The organism is Brevibacterium sp. 'Marine' (genome assembly GCF_012844365.1).
In the GTDB taxonomy this organism is placed as follows: domain Bacteria; phylum Actinomycetota; class Actinomycetes; order Actinomycetales; family Brevibacteriaceae; genus Brevibacterium.
Genome location: NZ_CP051626.1, coordinates 3,349,451 through 3,364,090, shown reverse-complemented (window position 1 = coordinate 3,364,090; position 14,640 = coordinate 3,349,451). Strand labels below are relative to the sequence as shown.

Annotated in this window: 15 protein-coding genes; 5 read left to right on the top strand and 10 right to left on the bottom strand. The window is 64.9% G+C overall.

Going from position 1 to position 14,640, the window contains the following annotated elements; genetic code table 11:
- The first annotated feature begins 19 nt into the window (after nt 1-19).
- Complete coding sequence (locus HF684_RS15150; protein ID WP_248278973.1) at nt 20-2,122, top strand: BCCT family transporter; 2,103 nt, start codon at nt 20-22, stop codon at nt 2,120-2,122.
- 148 nt (nt 2,123-2,270) lie between these two features.
- Here HF684_RS15150 and HF684_RS15145 read toward each other — a convergent pair whose 3' ends face one another.
- A complete protein-coding gene (locus HF684_RS15145) occupies nt 2,271-2,834 on the bottom strand; it encodes a hypothetical protein (RefSeq protein WP_169253146.1) in 564 nt (187 codons plus the stop codon).
- 110 nt (nt 2,835-2,944) lie between these two features.
- Here HF684_RS15145 and HF684_RS15140 point away from each other — a divergent pair, with 110 nt between their 5' ends.
- Entirely contained in the window at nt 2,945-4,177 is a 1,233-nt protein-coding gene (locus HF684_RS15140) for an MFS transporter (protein ID WP_169253145.1), read from the top strand.
- Nucleotides 4,178-4,182: 5 nt separating this feature from the next.
- Here the strand turns inward: HF684_RS15140 and HF684_RS15135 are convergent, their stop codons facing one another.
- Nucleotides 4,183-4,563, bottom strand: coding sequence for a metalloregulator ArsR/SmtB family transcription factor (locus tag HF684_RS15135; protein WP_248278972.1), 381 nt, complete (start codon nt 4,561-4,563; stop codon nt 4,183-4,185).
- Nucleotides 4,564-4,579: 16 nt separating this feature from the next.
- Between HF684_RS15135 and HF684_RS15130 the strand changes: the two genes are divergently transcribed.
- Nucleotides 4,580-5,095 (top strand): SRPBCC domain-containing protein, encoded by a 516-nt coding sequence (locus HF684_RS15130; RefSeq protein ID WP_169253144.1) that lies wholly within the window; start codon nt 4,580-4,582, stop codon nt 5,093-5,095.
- A gap of 70 nt (nt 5,096-5,165) precedes the next feature.
- Complete coding sequence (locus tag HF684_RS15125) at nt 5,166-5,720, top strand: TetR/AcrR family transcriptional regulator (RefSeq protein ID WP_169253143.1); 555 nt, start codon at nt 5,166-5,168, stop codon at nt 5,718-5,720.
- Between the two features lie 51 nt (nt 5,721-5,771).
- Here the strand turns inward: HF684_RS15125 and HF684_RS15120 are convergent, their stop codons facing one another.
- From HF684_RS15120 to HF684_RS15095, 6 genes are all read right to left on the bottom strand, one after another.
- Complete coding sequence (locus HF684_RS15120) at nt 5,772-7,223, bottom strand: MDR family MFS transporter (RefSeq protein WP_169253142.1); 1,452 nt, start codon at nt 7,221-7,223, stop codon at nt 5,772-5,774.
- A gap of 330 nt (nt 7,224-7,553) precedes the next feature.
- Entirely contained in the window at nt 7,554-8,561 is a 1,008-nt protein-coding gene (locus tag HF684_RS15115; RefSeq protein WP_169253141.1) for an aldo/keto reductase family protein, read from the bottom strand.
- 278 nt (nt 8,562-8,839) lie between these two features.
- Complete coding sequence (locus tag HF684_RS15110; protein ID WP_169253140.1) at nt 8,840-9,481, bottom strand: GntR family transcriptional regulator; 642 nt, start codon at nt 9,479-9,481, stop codon at nt 8,840-8,842.
- Nucleotides 9,478-10,938, bottom strand: coding sequence for an MFS transporter (locus HF684_RS15105; RefSeq protein WP_169253139.1), 1,461 nt, complete (start codon nt 10,936-10,938; stop codon nt 9,478-9,480). The genes HF684_RS15110 and HF684_RS15105 overlap by 4 nt, the downstream gene beginning before the upstream one ends.
- Nucleotides 10,939-11,054: 116 nt before the next feature.
- On the bottom strand, nt 11,055-11,711 hold the full coding sequence (locus tag HF684_RS15100) for an NAD(P)H-binding protein (RefSeq protein WP_169253138.1): 657 nt from the start codon (nt 11,709-11,711) through the stop codon (nt 11,055-11,057).
- Entirely contained in the window at nt 11,708-12,649 is a 942-nt protein-coding gene (locus HF684_RS15095) for an EamA family transporter (protein WP_169253137.1), read from the bottom strand. The genes HF684_RS15100 and HF684_RS15095 overlap by 4 nt, the downstream gene beginning before the upstream one ends.
- Nucleotides 12,650-12,728: 79 nt before the next feature.
- Between HF684_RS15095 and HF684_RS15090 the strand changes: the two genes are divergently transcribed.
- Complete coding sequence (locus HF684_RS15090) at nt 12,729-13,634, top strand: LysR family transcriptional regulator (protein ID WP_169253136.1); 906 nt, start codon at nt 12,729-12,731, stop codon at nt 13,632-13,634.
- Nucleotides 13,635-13,642: 8 nt separating this feature from the next.
- Here the strand turns inward: HF684_RS15090 and HF684_RS15085 are convergent, their stop codons facing one another.
- A complete protein-coding gene (locus HF684_RS15085; protein ID WP_169253135.1) occupies nt 13,643-14,131 on the bottom strand; it encodes a PIN domain-containing protein in 489 nt (162 codons plus the stop codon).
- A gap of 59 nt (nt 14,132-14,190) precedes the next feature.
- Nucleotides 14,191-14,628, bottom strand: coding sequence for a helix-turn-helix domain-containing protein (locus HF684_RS15080; RefSeq protein WP_169253134.1), 438 nt, complete (start codon nt 14,626-14,628; stop codon nt 14,191-14,193).
- Between the last annotated feature and the right edge of the window lie 12 nt (nt 14,629-14,640).

Genomic DNA, 14,640 nt, shown 5'->3' with positions numbered 1-14,640 from the left:
AAATTCGAGTGATCAACCGGTGAATCCTGCAGCCGAATCGGGAGGAGGCGCGGCATCCGGTGGCGGCGCCTCGTCCGGCAGCGGCGGTTCGCCACGTGTTCCCGGTGCTCGCCGCGCCAGTGCCAAGCGCATGGTCAGGCGGGTCATCTCCAAGGACGCCGTGCATCCGGCGCTGATCCCCGGAGTCGGGGTCGAGCAGACGAAGATGCGTTTCGGGACGAACCCCCTGGTGTTCGCCATCGCCGGGGTGCTCATACTCTCCGTCATCATCTGGGCCATTATCGCCCCGGACAACATCTCCACAGTCGGTGACATCTCGCTGCGCTGGGTGACGACGAACTTCGGTTGGCTGTTCGGTGTGCTCGCCCTGGCGATCTTCTTCTTCATGATGATCCTCGGCTACGGTCGTACCGGCGGTGTTCGGCTCGGCGCCGATGATGAGAAGCCCGAATTCTCCACTGTCAGCTGGATCGCCATGCTCTTCTCCGCCGGCATGGGCATCGGACTGCTCTTCTACGGTCCGTACGAACCGATGACGTACTTCCTCGACCCGCCCCACGGCTTCACCGCGAAGGCAGGAACGGTCGACGCCAGCCACGATGCACTTGCCCAGACCCTTCTGCACTGGGGACCGATCGCATGGGCCTTCTATGCACTCGTCGGCGGCGCCATCGCCTACAGTGCCTACCGCAAGGGTCGGGCTCCACTCATCTCGGCGATCTTCCGGCCGATTTTCCACGACAAGACCGACGGTCCGATCGGGGCGATCATCGACATCTTCGCCATTGTCGTCACTCTCTTCGGCACCGCGATCTCACTGGGCATCGGAGCCCTGCAGATCGGCACGGGGTTCGAAGTCGTCACCGGTTGGGGGCCAGTCGGCAACGGGTTCCTCGTGACCGCCATGTGCATCCTCACTGTGCTGTTCATCATCTCGGCGGTCTCCGGCGTCAAGCGCGGCATCCGACTCCTGTCGAACACGAACATGGTCGTTGCCGGTCTCCTCGCACTCTTCGTGCTCTTCGTCGGACCCACGATCTTCCTGCTCAATTTCATCCCCGCAGCCGCTGCGGACTTCGCCCGCGAACTCGGCACTATGCTCGTGCGCAACGGGAATCAAGGCCCGGACACTGCGGACTTCATGTCCGCCTGGACCACTTACTACTGGGCCTGGTGGGTCTCCTGGTCGCCGTTCGTGGGCATGTTCATCGCGAAGATCTCCCGTGGGCGCACCTTGCGCGAGTTCGTCACCGTCGTCATCATCGTTCCCTCCATTGTGTGCTTCCTGTGGTTCTGCATCTTCGGCGGCACCTCGATGTGGATGGGCATGAACGGCCAGGATGTCGGCGCGGACGGTTCGGCTGAAGGCATGCTGTTCACGATGCTCGGAAACCTGCCGTTCGCGGCCGTGACTCCAGTGCTCGCCATGATCTCGATCATCGTGTTCTTCGTGACCTCGGCGGACTCCGCGTCGATCGTCATGGGGTCGATGTCGCAGCGGGGCAAGCCTGAACCCACGGCCTGGGTGACGATCGTGTGGGGTCTCCTGCTCGGACTCACCGCGGTTTCGCTGTTGCTCGCCGGTGGTGCCGATGCCCTGTCGGGCCTGCAGTCGATCATGGTCGTCTCCGCCCTGCCCTTCGCCATCGTCGTCATCGGCATGATGTTCGCGTGGGCCAAAGACCTGCGCAACGACCCGTATATGCTCAGGCGCAAGTACGCACAGGCGGCCATCGCCCAAGGTGTGCGCCTGGGCATCGCTGACCATGGAGACAACTTCGTCTTCGGGTCGAGCAAGGTGGCTGAGAACGAAGGCGCGGGAGCTTGGCTCGACAGCAAGGACCCCGAACTCACCGAATGGTACGTCGAGAACACGAAGTCGGTAGAGATCCTCACCGCCGACGATGTGCTGCGCACGTTGACTCCGGGCGCCATCCAACCGAAGGGGCCCGACCGCCCCGACCTCACTGCGTCGGGCGACGAGGCAACCTCGACTCGGCCGACAAAGCGCTCACGAGCGGACCACGGAGGTGTGGCGGGGACCACCGACCAGAATGCGGCGACAGCGAAGCCGGTCGAAGGACGAGGCGCGGATGAAGAGCAGCCGCCTGTGCCCGACTGAGCACGGGCGAAGCAGGCAGTCGGCATGCGTCCAAGCCGGAGTTCTCGAGGTTCCTACGCCATTCGGCGTTGGAATCCGAGGTCGAGGGTGAACAAGTGCAGGGAGTGCACCGAGGCGTCGACAGTGAAGCGATCTCCGGTGCGACGGCTCAGGCCCGACCCTGTCGCGAATAGGCGATGAGTGCCCGGTACAGGTCGATCGGCGCACAGTTGGCGCCCTTGGCCAGGGACTTCATGAGCTTGCGGTAGGTCTGGTAGTCCATCTGCGCCGGGTTGTCCGTGGGCACGAGGTTGTAGTCGTGCAGCACGGTCAGCGCCCGGGAATCCATGATGGAGAATTTCTTCGGATTCACGACGGTGAGCAGAGTGCTGGCCATCGGGATTCCGACTCCGGGCAGCATCTGCAGCAGCGGCAGACGGAAGCGGTTGGGTGTGTCGTCGTCGAGGGCGACGCCGGTGACGAAATCGATGTCGTCCGAGGAGATCTCTTCGAGCCCCGGCAGAACTCCGATGGCTTTCCATTCGGCGACCTTGAGGAAGTGCTTGCGTTTGTACGATTCGCGGACCTTCGTCTTCGGGCCGATTTCGCCGAAGATCTCCGATTCGAGTTCCGTGAGGACATAGTGCGGTTCGAATCTGAGGACGAATGCGGTGTCGATGGTGCCGCTGGGGGCGTCGCGATTGAGGTCCGAGCTGAGTTCCGATGAGTTCATGGACCGATGGTAGGCGACCATTCTGACTTGCAGGTGAACACTTCTCCGCCGGACGGACGGCAGATCGGTCGGACACGGCAGATGCAGTGCCGATGTCGTAACCTCGGACTATGAACCCCGAACACCCGTCTCAGGCGACGTACACGCCGGCCCTGCTGGGCTTGGTGTGGACGGCGATGTTCGGGTTCTCCGCCTTCTTCTTCAGCTATTCGACGATGGTGACGATCGCGGCGACAGACGGGCTGTCGACGGTCACCGGCGGGTCCGTTCTGACGACGATGATGATCGGTGTCATCGTCGCCCAGCCCTTCGCTCCGTGGGCCGGTCGCGTCTTCGGATTCAAGGCTTCGCTCATGCTGGCTCTTGCGCTGCAGTTCCTCGGCCAGCTGCTCGGACTCTTCGTCACCCCGCCCCTGTTGGCGCTCATCCTCGCCGGACTCTGCGGGGGCATCGGATTCGGGCTCTTCGTCGTCCTCGCCAACGCTGCGGTTCCGGGGACGACCTCACCAGGACGGATCGGCAAGGCGCTGGGCTTCTTCGGCGGGATCACCTCCCTGGCGGCGGCCGTCGGAGCACCGCTGGGACTGTGGCTGGTCGAGACGATCCCGATCTGGATCTTCCGCATCATCGTCTGCGCCTGTCTCCTCGTGGCCATCCCCACTGTGCTCAGATACGTGCCCGGTCGGTCGCCTCGGCGAGGGAAAGACGATGCGGGAGAATCGGTCAGCGGCAATGAGACGGTCGGGGTTCGGTCCGGTCGCAATGAGAAGCGGAGCCTGCGGAAGGTGGGACGTCGGGCGGGGGAGGCGCTCGGGCTCGTCCTCATGCTCTCCCCGTTCCTCGTGGGCATGATCGTCTTCGGGATCATCGTCGGCTTCGGTCCGGGCGAGGACGTCGCGGTGGCGGCTCTGTTCATCGCCGGGATGCAGGTATCGGCGGTCATCGGACGCTTCGTCGTCGGAGCCGTCTCGGACAGCTTTCCGCCTTTCGCTCTCAATATCTTGGGACTTGTCCTCACGGCGATCGGGCTGGTCTGCGCTGTCGTCTTCTACGGTGCGGCGCTGTTCGTTTCGATGCTCATCATCGGACTGGGCTTGGGCGCAATGCAGTCGGCGAGCCTCGTCATGGCCTTCGCCTCGGTCAGTTCGCCGAGCCGGGCCAGCGTCGCCTGGAACATGAACTTCGACATCGGGCTGGCCATCGCCGGTGTGGTCGGCGGGCTCGGTTTCACCTATCTGGGGTCGTCGTCGACCTTCCTCGTGTGCGCTCTGCTTCTGCTGTTCGCCGGTGCCCTGTCGTGGATCGCGCGGACGCTGCAGATGCGCAACACCGGGCGCAGCTGAGCCGGTCACCGCGGCGAATCCTCATCGAGTCGGGCCAGCAGCCCGACGGCCGCGCGCGTGTACTCACCGATCCAGCGATCATGGATCCGTTTGATCGGCAGCGGTGCCAGCGCCAGCAGTCGGGTGCGTCCGTCCTTGCGTCCGGTGACGAGTTCGGCGCCTTCGAGCACCCGAATATGCTGCAGCACAGTCGTGCGGTCGAGGCCGGGAAACGCCTCGCAGACTTCTCCGGTCGTGCGCGGTCGAGCCCGGAGCAGGTCGAGGATGCGTCGGCGGGTGGGGTTGGCCAAGGCCTTGAAGACCGCGTCATCGGATTCCTCGGAATCTGTTTCCCTCGGCGCTGAATCGTCGGATTCTTCCGAATCCATTCCCCTCGACTCTGACATGTGGTAAAAATATCACATGACAGATGAGCAGAGCACTCAGAACACACCCGCCGAGCAGAACGATCAGTCCCGCCCGTTGGAGGAGCTGTCCTTCACAGTCACCGGCTACATCTCGAAGACTCCCCATGAGACCTATGAAGCGGTCGCCGATCCCGAGCAGCTCTCGCACTACTTCACGACCGGTGGTGCCCACGGCCGATTGGAGGCCGGGGTCGATGTGACCTGGGACTTCGCCGACTTCCCGGGCCGATTCCCCGTCGCGGTCGTCGAGAGCATCCAGGACGAGAAGATCGTCATCCGCTGGGAGGGTTCCGACGACTCCGTGGGCAAGGACACGACAACGACCTTCGAGTTCACGCCCGTCGATGATGGGGCACGGACGCTCGTGACGATCACTGAGAAGTCGTGGAAGCTCACCGAGGGCGGGGCCCAGGGTGCCTTCGGCAACTGCATGGGCTGGACCGGAATGCTCTCCGCACTCAAGGTCTGGATCGAGCACGGAATCAACCTCCGCGAGGGCTACTACAAGTAGGTGCAAACCCCCAGCGCGCCGACGGCTTCGAATCTTCTCAGTGAAAAGTTTGCTCCGGTACGATCGAATTGTGACTTATCATCATGGGGATCTGCGTCGGACCCTGTTGGCGGAGACCGCCTCGGCGATTGCCGAGGGCGGAGTGGCCAAGCTGAGCATGCGAGCCCTGGCGAAGCGGGCCGGCGTCTCGAACGCTGCTCCGACTTACCATTTCGGTGACAAATCCGGTCTGCTCACAGCTCTTGCCGCCGAAGGCTACGACCGGCTGGCCGAGGCAATGGCCGGAGTCGACGGTGACGGCGGCCTCGTCGCTCGTGGAGTCGCCTATGTCGAATTCGCGCTTGCCTGCCTATCTCACTTCACGGTGATGTTCCAGCCCCGGCTGCTTCACGATGATGACGCGGATCTGACTGCGGCCCGCCGTCGCGCGTGGGATGCGCTTTCGACCGGAGTGGCGACAACCGGATCGGCGCCCGACTCCGACCTCGGGGTGGCGGCATGGTCGCTCGTCCACGGATACGCCACTCTCGTGCTCAGCGGAGCAGTGGAGGCCGAAGACGCACTCGAACAGGCGCGAATCGTGGCGGGCACCTCGTTGAGGGTGCGAATAAGGGCAGCTGAGTGACTGGTCCAGAACTGCCGAATGGACCGGATCGGCACCTGAGGTGCCCCGGGATCACCTTCCGGTGGTCGCCTTCTGTCCCGGTTCGAGTCCGTGGGAGTTCTTGATGAAGAACGCACCGATGACGCCGAGGATGCCGACACAGGCAGCGACGAAGAATGCGACGTTCGCGCCGTGGACCAGACCCGCCATGCCGTAGGTCTGAGGGTTCCGCGCGGCCGAGGTCATGACTGTCACGAGCGCTGCTGTGCCGACGGAAGCGGCGATCTGACGCATCGTATTGTTCAGGGCGGTGCCGTGGGGGATGAGGTGTGAGGGCAGCTGGTTGAGGGCGGCCGTGGTCACCGGCATCATCACCATGGCGACACCGAACATGCGTACCGTGTTGACCACGGCGAGGTAGGCGAACGAGGTGTCCGGTTCCAGGCGAGCGAAGAGGAACGTTGTGCCCGTGAGCAGGACGAAGCCGGTCACGGCCAACCATTTGGCACCGATGGCGTCGAAGATGCGACCGGTCACCGGGGACATCAAGCCCATCACTGCGGCGCCCGGCAACAGGGCCAGGCCCGATTCCATGGCCGAGAAGTCATTCATGTTCTGCATGTACAGCGGCAGGACCATCATGCCGCCGACCATGACGATGAACACGCACATGCCCAGCAGGGTGTTGAGGGTGAACATGCGGTAGCGGAGGATGCGGAACTCGAGGATCGGCTGCTCGAGTTTGAATTGCCGGGTGATGAAGAACGTCAGGCAGATCGCACCGACGATGAGAGGGATGAGCACCTGGGCGCTGACCCATCCGGCATCACCGGCGGTGCCGAAGCCGAACAGCAGTCCGCCGAATCCGAGGGTGGAGAGGATGATCGAGAGGATGTCGAGACGGGGGAAGGTGCGTTCGGTGACGTTCTTGAGCAGGAAGTAGGCGACCACGAGATCGATGATCGCGATCGGCAGCATCATGTAGAACAGCGTCTGCCATGGCAGGTGATCGACGATCCAGCCGGAGAGGCTCGGGCCGATGGCCGGGGCGAAGGCGATGACGAGGCCGAAGGTGCCCATGGCTGATCCGCGCTTCTCGACGGGGAAGATCGCGAACAGGATCGTCTGCATGAGCGGCATGATGATGCCGCCGGCTGAGGCCTGGATGACGCGGCCGATGAGCATCACCGGGTAGACCGGGGCGATCGCGCAGACGAGCGTGCCGAGGATGAATAGGCCCATGGCGGTGAAGAAGAGGCCGCGCGTCGTGAACTTCTCGATGAGGAATGCGGTCACCGGGATCATGATGCCGTTGACGAGCATGAAGCTCGTCGTCACCCACTGAGCCGCGCCGGAGGTGATGTCGAAGTAGGACATGAAGTGCGGCAGGGCGGTGTTGAGCAGCGTCTGATTGAGGATGATGACGAACGCGCCGGAGACGAGGACGGCGAGAACGAGGTTCCGATTGATCGGGGCGCCTTCTGTCGGGTCCTGCTGAGTGTCGTCTCCGTTCGCCAATGGCATCCCCTCACCTGTTCGTCGTCTGCGTCTCTTCTCGTCTTCCAGCGACAGCCTGCCCGGAGCAGTGTGCTGAATCGGCCCCTCTTCGCGCCCGGAAAAAAATTCCTTGGTTATATAACCGCTTCATGCAGTTTAACGCACGACCCTCGCCGAGGTGGTCCCGGGTCGGTGTGAGATTCGCCGAGTTCATCGTCCGCCTCGGTGACGGATACCCGCCGTTGGCGCGGAACTGCCGCTGGTGCGGAACATCTGCCGCCGGTGCGGATGATTCCGACCGCGGACCCACAGGGGACCGCGGTCGGAATCATGACGGTCGGCCGCCTCGGTGACGGATCAGGTCAGGCGGGTGGCCGGCGACTGGGTCTTGTTCGGGTCGGTCTCCGGCAGGTCGCCGAGGATGTCGTCGATGCGGGAGAGCACGTCGGGGCCGAGGGTGACCCCGGCCGCCTCGGCGTTCGAGGCGATCTGCTCGGGGCGGGAGGCACCGACGAGGGCGGTGGCGACGTTGTCGTTGGCCAGCACCCAGGCGATCGCGAGCTGCGCCATCGTGATCCCGAGTTCGGCGGCGATGGGCTCGAGCCCCGTGATCGCGGTGAGCATATCGTCGTGGAGGTAGCGGCTCTTGATGAAGTCGGCGCCGCCCTTCTCATCGGTCGCGCGTGATCCGGCAGGCACCGGCTGGCCGGGCTTGTATTTGCCGGTCAGCGCACCTTGGGCGATCGGGGACCAGACGATCTGCGAGATGCCGAGTTCCTTCGAGGTCGGAACGACCCGTTCTTCGATGACGCGCCAGAGCATGTTGTACTGCGGCTGGTTGGACACGAGCTGGATGCCGAGGTCGCGGGCCAGGTGGTGGGCCGCGCGCAGCTGGTCGGCGTTCCATTCGCTGACGCCGATGTAGAGGGCTTTGCCGGAGCGGACGATGTCGGCGAAGGCCTGCATCGTCTCCTCCAGCGGAGTCTCGTAGTCGTAGCGGTGGGCTTGGTAGAGGTCGACGTAGTCGGTGCCGAGCCGGCGCAGCGAGCCGTTGATCGACTCCATCATGTGTTTGCGCGACAGGCCGGTGTCGTTGTGTCCCTTGGGTCCGGTGGGGAAGTAGACCTTCGTGAAGATCTCGAGCGATTCGCGCCTTTGGCCCTTGAGCGCGTCGCCGAGGACCTGCTCGGCGACGGTGTTCGCGTAGACGTCGGCGGTGTCGAAGGTCGAGATTCCCGCGTCGAGGGCGGCGTGCACGCACTTCGTGGCGGTGTCGTTCTCCACCTGTGAACCGTGCGTGAGCCAGTTGCCGTAGGTGATCTCGGAGATCTTGAGTCCACTGTTTCCCAGATATCTGTGTTCCATGACCTCAGCCTACGACCGGGCGGGGGAGTGGGGAACCCCTCGCCGAGGCAGTGGCGCCGCACGAGGTGAGTGCGCGGCGGGTGATCGTGGTGAGTACGCGACGCAGGTGGTGAGTGCGCGGCTGGCGCGTGCGGCCACGGAACGGCCCCGGCACAGTTTGAGTCAGGAAGCACTGCTTCAAATCAGTGCTTCTCGACTTAAAGCGTGCCGTGAAGAATACGCCGCTCGGAAGGCTCTGCTCGCCCTGGAGTGGGCCGCCAAGAGGAGTAGCCGGTGCCTCAGTGCGCCGGGCCGGCGTTCTCCGCGATGTGTCCCTGCAGGGTCGCGGCGAAGGCCGCGGAGTCCCCGGCCCGCAGATGCGCGACGAGGTCTTCGTGTTCGGCGATGATCTCATCACAGCGCTCGAGCAGGCGACGGCTGTTGATGAACAAGGTGAACCGGTGACGGTCTGACAGCAGCGAATACATCTCCAACAGCACCTGGCTGCCGCTCGACTCGACGAAACCGCGGTGGAAGTCCAGGGTGAGGTCGATGAAGCGGGCAACATCCTCCTCGGCGAATGCGGTTCGCTGCTGGGAGACGAGCGCATCGAGCCGGTCGGCCAAACTCTGCCGCAGTGCGTCCGGGGCACGCTCGACTGCGGTCGTCTCGAGGATGAAGCGGGCATCGGCGAGCTCGGCGACCGTGCGTTCGTCGATGCCCTGGACGATCGCGCCGCGCTTGGGATAGATGCGAATCCACCCCTCGTCCTGCAGCCTGGCCAGAGCCACCCGCACCGGGGTGCGGCTGACCCCGATCTCGGTGGCCAGGGCCGCCTCGCCGAGCATCGTCCCGGGCAGGTGTTCGCCGTCGAGGATCTGGCCGCGGATGTGGGAATACGCGCGTTCGGCCGCGCTCTGCGATTCGGATCCTCTGCTCATCCCCGGCCTTCGTTCCGACTGTCCGTGCCCTCTGCGGCGGTGACCCCGCCGGGCTGGGGCGGTGCTTCCGGTGACTCGTCGGCCGCCTCGGCGAGGGTCGGTGCGCGGCGTCCCGGCCAGCTCATCAGCGGGATCGCGCGGATCGAGAATCCGACGGCGATGAGGAGGACGAACGTGGCCATGAGGTTGATCCACAGGAACCCGCCGGCGCCGAGAACGGACCCGGCCATCGCCGCCATGAGCGCCCCGCCGAGGTTCATCGCCGAATCCGAAGCCCCCTGCAGCGGCACCTTCGCATGCGCCGGCACCGAGGCGGTCAGCAGGGACGAGCCGCCGATGAGGAACATCGACCACCCGATTCCCAGCAGCGACAGCGCGGTCGAGAGCAGCACCATCGACGACTCCGGGGCCACCGCATCGATGACGCCGAGGGCGATCGTGAGGACGAAGATGCCGGCCCCACCTGCGATGACGACGCCCGAACCCCACCGGTCTGCCATCCAGCCGAACACGGGGGAGAGGGCGTACATGCCGGCGATGTGGATGCTCACGACGATTCCGATCGCGCCGAGGCTGAACTCCTGGTGGTCCATGTGCACCGGGGTCATGACCATGACGTTGGTCATCATCATCTGTCCCGCAATGATCGTGACCATTGCGAACAGCGGCACCGGGCGGGCCAGGGCGAAGCGCAGCGCTTCGCCGAGTTTCATCGGGGCAGCGGCGGTCGCCTCGGTGGTGGATCTGTTGGTCGGGGTGGAACCGCTCGCAGAGGCGGAATCCTTCGCCGAGGCGGCCCCGCCGTTGCCCGCCGTCGTGACCTCGCTGTTGTGGTCTGGATCGTCGAGTCCGGGTTCGCCCGGATGGTCGGTGCCGGCTGCCACCGTCTTCGTCAGCGTCGAGGCCGACAGTGTGGCCAACGCGAACGCGACCATCGAGATGAGGTAGGGCCCGGCGAGGCCGTTCATACCCAGTGTTTCGCCGAGGTGGGCCCCGGGGGCGGTGAAGCTGGGGCCGAGGACGGAGCCGACGGTCGTCGCCCACACCACCAGTGACATCGCACGACCGGCGGCGGCCGGGTCGGCGAGGTCGACGGCGGCGTAGCGGGCCTGCAGGCCGGAGGCGGTGGAGGACCCGCACATCATCATCCCGAGCATGAACAGGGGAAGGAACTGCAGGGCGACGCCGATGAGGACGACCACGGCGCCGAGCGTGCCGATGCCGAAGCCCAAGGTCAGCGCCTTGCGGCGGCCGGAGCGTCCGGCGAGCACGGCGAGAGGGTAGGCGATGAGGCCGGCGCCGAGGATGACGCTCATCTGCGCGAATCCGGCCATCGAGGTCTGCCCGGTGATCTCTTCGGCGAGCAGTCCGCCGACGGCATACCCGGAGGCGATGCCGGCTCCCGAGAGGAGCTGGGCGGTGATGAGTTTGGCCTGTTCGCGGATGTGGCTGGTCATAGTGGTCTCACGTCGTCGCGGTGGTCAAGACTCACTTACACTAGCTTGCATCCATCTTGGATACAACAGGTGGTCGCAGGGCGGGATGGGTGAGGAGCTGCGGCTCCGCCCCGAGGTCAGCGGGCGGCCACGGTGAACTGTCGGTCGCGTCCGGGAGCGGTGAGTTCGTCCACGGCGGCGACGGCGAGGTCCTCGGCACTGATCCGTGATCGCCCGTCCCGTCCGAGCAGGAGCGTCGTCGTCCCGCGCTGATAATCGCCGAGGCGGTCGCCGGGTTCGAGGACCGAGGGAGGGCTGAGATAGGTCCAGTGGTCTGTCGGCTGCCTCCGGCAGACCTCGAGCTGAGCGAGACTGGCTGCAGCGAGGTCTCTCCACTCCTCGGCAACGAATTCGGGATCGTCGAGTACGACGGAATCGGGATCATTCGGCGAACAAAGCGGACCGGCACCGCCGATGACGAGCAGCGGGACCTGCGCTCGTGCGGTCGCTGTCAGCACCGCCTCGGTGAGGGTGAGGAATCGTTCCGTCTGGCCGGGGGCGGCGCGGACGCTGAGCACAGCCGCATCGGCATCGGTCAGAGCCGTGTCGAGGTCGGAGGCGATGTGTGCGTCGACGGTGATCGATCGGATCCCGGGCCGGATCGCGGCGACGGGGTCGGCGGGTGTGCTGTTCGGGTGGCGGGAGGCGGCGACGATGTCATGGCCGCGGTCGGCCGCCTCGGCGACGATGCGGGATCCGACCATTCCGGTGGCTCCGATGGCGGTGGTTCTCATGCTGCGGTCTCCTTCTCTGCGGGATTCGTGGTGCGGGTGATTATGGTGGGGGTCAGCTGCCCGCAGGCCAGTGCTGCCAGGGCGAGGACGAATCCGGCGACCTGGGCGACGTTGAGGCTCTCACCGGCGAAGACAATTCCGAGTCCGGCGGCCACGAGTGGGGAGAGCAGGCCGAGCAGGGCGGTTGCGGTGACCGGCAGGCGACCGAGACCGCGGAACCACAGGGCGTAGGCGAGCAGTCCGCCGATGCCGCCCAGCCACAGGTAGCCGGTGATGCCCGGGGCGTCGACATGTGCGGGGACGCCTTCGATGAGCAGGGTGGGCAGGAGGAGGACGAGTCCGCCGGCGCTCAGCTGCCAGCTCGCGAAGCCGACCGGTCCGATGTCCGGCGGCAGTCCCCATTTCTTGACGAGGATGACGCCTGTGCCCATCGAGGCGGCACCGAGGATGCCTGCTGCGATGCCGAGTCCGTCGAAGGCGGCGCCGGGGCCGAGCACGACGAGGCCGACTCCGGCGACCCCGACGATTCCCCAGCTCAGCCGCCACACGGACAGGCGCTCGCCGAGGACGATGACCGCGAGAACCGTGACGAGGATCGGCTGGGAGGCGCCGAGGGTGGCCGCGACTCCGCCGGGCAGACGGGCGGCGGCGACGAAGAGGAGTGGGAAGAACATCCCGATGTTGAGCGTGCCGAGCACTGCGGCCTTCCACCACCAGGCCCCGGCGGGCAGGCGGCGGGCGATGAGGAGCCCGATGAGCCCGGCCGGCAGGGCGCGCATAAGTGCGGCGAAGAGCGGGTGGCCCGAGGGCAGGAATTCCGTGGTCACAAGGTACGTAGTGCCCCACACTGCCGGGGCCAGGGCGGTGAGGGCGGTGGTGCCGACCCGGGAATGCGTCGGGGTCGGAGTGGATGGAGTGGGTGCGGTCGTCGTTGTCATGACTCCAGCGTCGGCCCGCGCCCGATCATGAGACCAACACATAGTTTTCATCAAATCCATGAACTGTCATCATGAATAGATGGAGTTGCAGCAGCTGCGCTATGTTCTCGCCGTCGCCGAGGAGCGGAATTTCACCCGAGCGGCGGCGAATACTCATGTCGTCCAGTCGGCGTTGAGCCATCAGATCAAGGCGCTCGAGCGCGAGCTCGGTGTCCGACTCTTCGCTCGGACCAGCCGTCGAGTCGAACTGACCGAAGCCGGGCACGCCTTCGTCGCCGGCGCCCGGGCGACCCTCGACGCCGCGGATCGGACCGTCACCGAGGCGGTCGCCGCGACCGGTCAGATGCGCGGGAGTCTGAGCGTCGGGGCGATCCCGACGGTGACCCGACTCGACCTCACGGGGGTTCTCGGCCGGTTCCACCGCACGTATCCGCAGGTGAGCATCGGCATGAGCGTGGGCGGCAGTCTCGACTTCATCGAAAGGATCCGGGCGGGGACTCTCGATGCTGCAGTCCTCGGCCTGCCGGAGGACGTGGAGCCGAAGGGCGTGGCGAGCAGCGTCATCGCACAGGAGCGCCTCGTGGCCGTGCTCGGCCCGGGGCATCGGTTCGCCGGGCGCAAGCGTCTGCGTTTGGCCGACCTTGCCGATGAGGCGTTCGTCGACTTTCCCGCTGACAGTCCCGGCCGTTCGCAGTCCGATCGGGCGTTCGCCGAGGCGGGACTGACCCGCACGGTCGCGTTCGAATCGATGCTCGTCGACATGATGCTCGACCTCATTGCCCAGGGGCTCGGCATCGCATTGCTTGCCCCGGCGGTGGTGCCGGAAGGGCGAGGGCTTGTCACCGTCCCCGCGACCGACGGACCGAAGCGAGTCGAATACCTCGCGTGGAGCGAGTTCAATCCGAGCCCGGCCGCGACGGCGTTCGTCGAGGAGGCTCTGGAGAGTCTGAGGACAGTCGGCGCATCGCGTAGCCGCTCCGTATAGGTGGGACCTCAGTCAGGTATCTGCGCCAGTTCGCTCAACGCTGAGCGCACTCGAGTGGCGAACTGCTGGCAACCTGCTCTCAACAGCGCCTCATCGAGCTGTCGATACCTTGGCCTTGATTTCCAGTATTCATACTGACTTCGAGTGATCGGGAGAATGCGGTCCGGAGACGAATCGACTACGAGGAGGAAGAAGTCGTCAGGCGAGACCACGTCGTAGGGCTGCGCGTCTGGAGTCGTAGTGATATCTGACGGGTCGTCTGCTGAAACGATGAAGTCCGAGCCTGCGGCGAGTGCTGCAGCGTGAACGTGATAGTCCTTGGGGTCTTGTCCGGAGAATTCGCCGCTGCCCGGAAAGTCCTGAATGACCTCGTCGAATACGTCTTCGGTTGAATGCAATTGAAACATGCCTTCGTTGGCTTGCCTCAGGTGAAACATCCAGTCCAAAAGCGTCCGACTGGAGAAGATGTTCGCATCGACAAAGACCCGCTGCGGCATGTCAGCGTCGGGCGTCTCGGCAGTGCTGGTGAAGGGGTCGAACTGAATTGCGAGCTGAATCAGCCATCAATGAACTGTTCGTGCTCCTCATCCACTTGCCGCAGGGATTCGAAGGCTTCGCGACGAGATTCTGCGTTGCTTCGTATCAAGTCCAGTACTTCGTCTCGGTGGAAGCGTGTGTGACTCCCTCGCTTGTATGAACTTATCCGGCCTTGCGCAGTCCACTTCATCAAGGTGGGCCGGGAGACACTGAGCAAATCTGCTGCAACGGTCGAGGTGAGTTCGGCCGGAAGCTGCCCTATTGAGACAGCTCCCTGTTTGGCGATCCCCTGCAGTGCATGCAGCAGTGCTTCTTGGATGCCTGACGGGAGTTCGGTGGTTCTTCCGTCGCTGTGACGCATAGCGAGAGAGGCATCGTTCGGCACGTCAAAATTGCGAGCCTCTTCGACGGTTTCCTCGCTGATGTTGATGCGTTCGGATGATGCTGCAGCGGTCATGGCCTCCCCCAT

Coding starts and splice junctions, on each gene's coding strand:
- HF684_RS15115 (WP_169253141.1), bottom strand. CDS start 8,561: ATGGAACACAGATATCTGGGAAACAGTGGACTCAAGATCTCCGAGATC.
- HF684_RS15100 (WP_169253138.1), bottom strand. CDS start 11,711: ATGAGAACCACCGCCATCGGAGCCACCGGAATGGTCGGATCCCGCATC.
- HF684_RS15085 (WP_169253135.1), bottom strand. CDS start 14,131: ATGCCGCAGCGGGTCTTTGTCGATGCGAACATCTTCTCCAGTCGGACG.
- HF684_RS15120 (WP_169253142.1), bottom strand. CDS start 7,223: ATGCCATTGGCGAACGGAGACGACACTCAGCAGGACCCGACAGAAGGC.
- HF684_RS15130 (WP_169253144.1), top strand. CDS start 4,580: ATGACAGATGAGCAGAGCACTCAGAACACACCCGCCGAGCAGAACGAT.
- HF684_RS15140 (WP_169253145.1), top strand. CDS start 2,945: ATGAACCCCGAACACCCGTCTCAGGCGACGTACACGCCGGCCCTGCTG.
- HF684_RS15080 (WP_169253134.1), bottom strand. CDS start 14,628: ATGACCGCTGCAGCATCATCCGAACGCATCAACATCAGCGAGGAAACC.
- HF684_RS15110 (WP_169253140.1), bottom strand. CDS start 9,481: ATGAGCAGAGGATCCGAATCGCAGAGCGCGGCCGAACGCGCGTATTCC.
- HF684_RS15095 (WP_169253137.1), bottom strand. CDS start 12,649: ATGACAACGACGACCGCACCCACTCCATCCACTCCGACCCCGACGCAT.
- HF684_RS15145 (WP_169253146.1), bottom strand. CDS start 2,834: ATGAACTCATCGGAACTCAGCTCGGACCTCAATCGCGACGCCCCCAGC.
- HF684_RS15090 (WP_169253136.1), top strand. CDS start 12,729: ATGGAGTTGCAGCAGCTGCGCTATGTTCTCGCCGTCGCCGAGGAGCGG.
- HF684_RS15105 (WP_169253139.1), bottom strand. CDS start 10,938: ATGACCAGCCACATCCGCGAACAGGCCAAACTCATCACCGCCCAGCTC.
- HF684_RS15135 (WP_248278972.1), bottom strand. CDS start 4,563: ATGTCAGAGTCGAGGGGAATGGATTCGGAAGAATCCGACGATTCAGCG.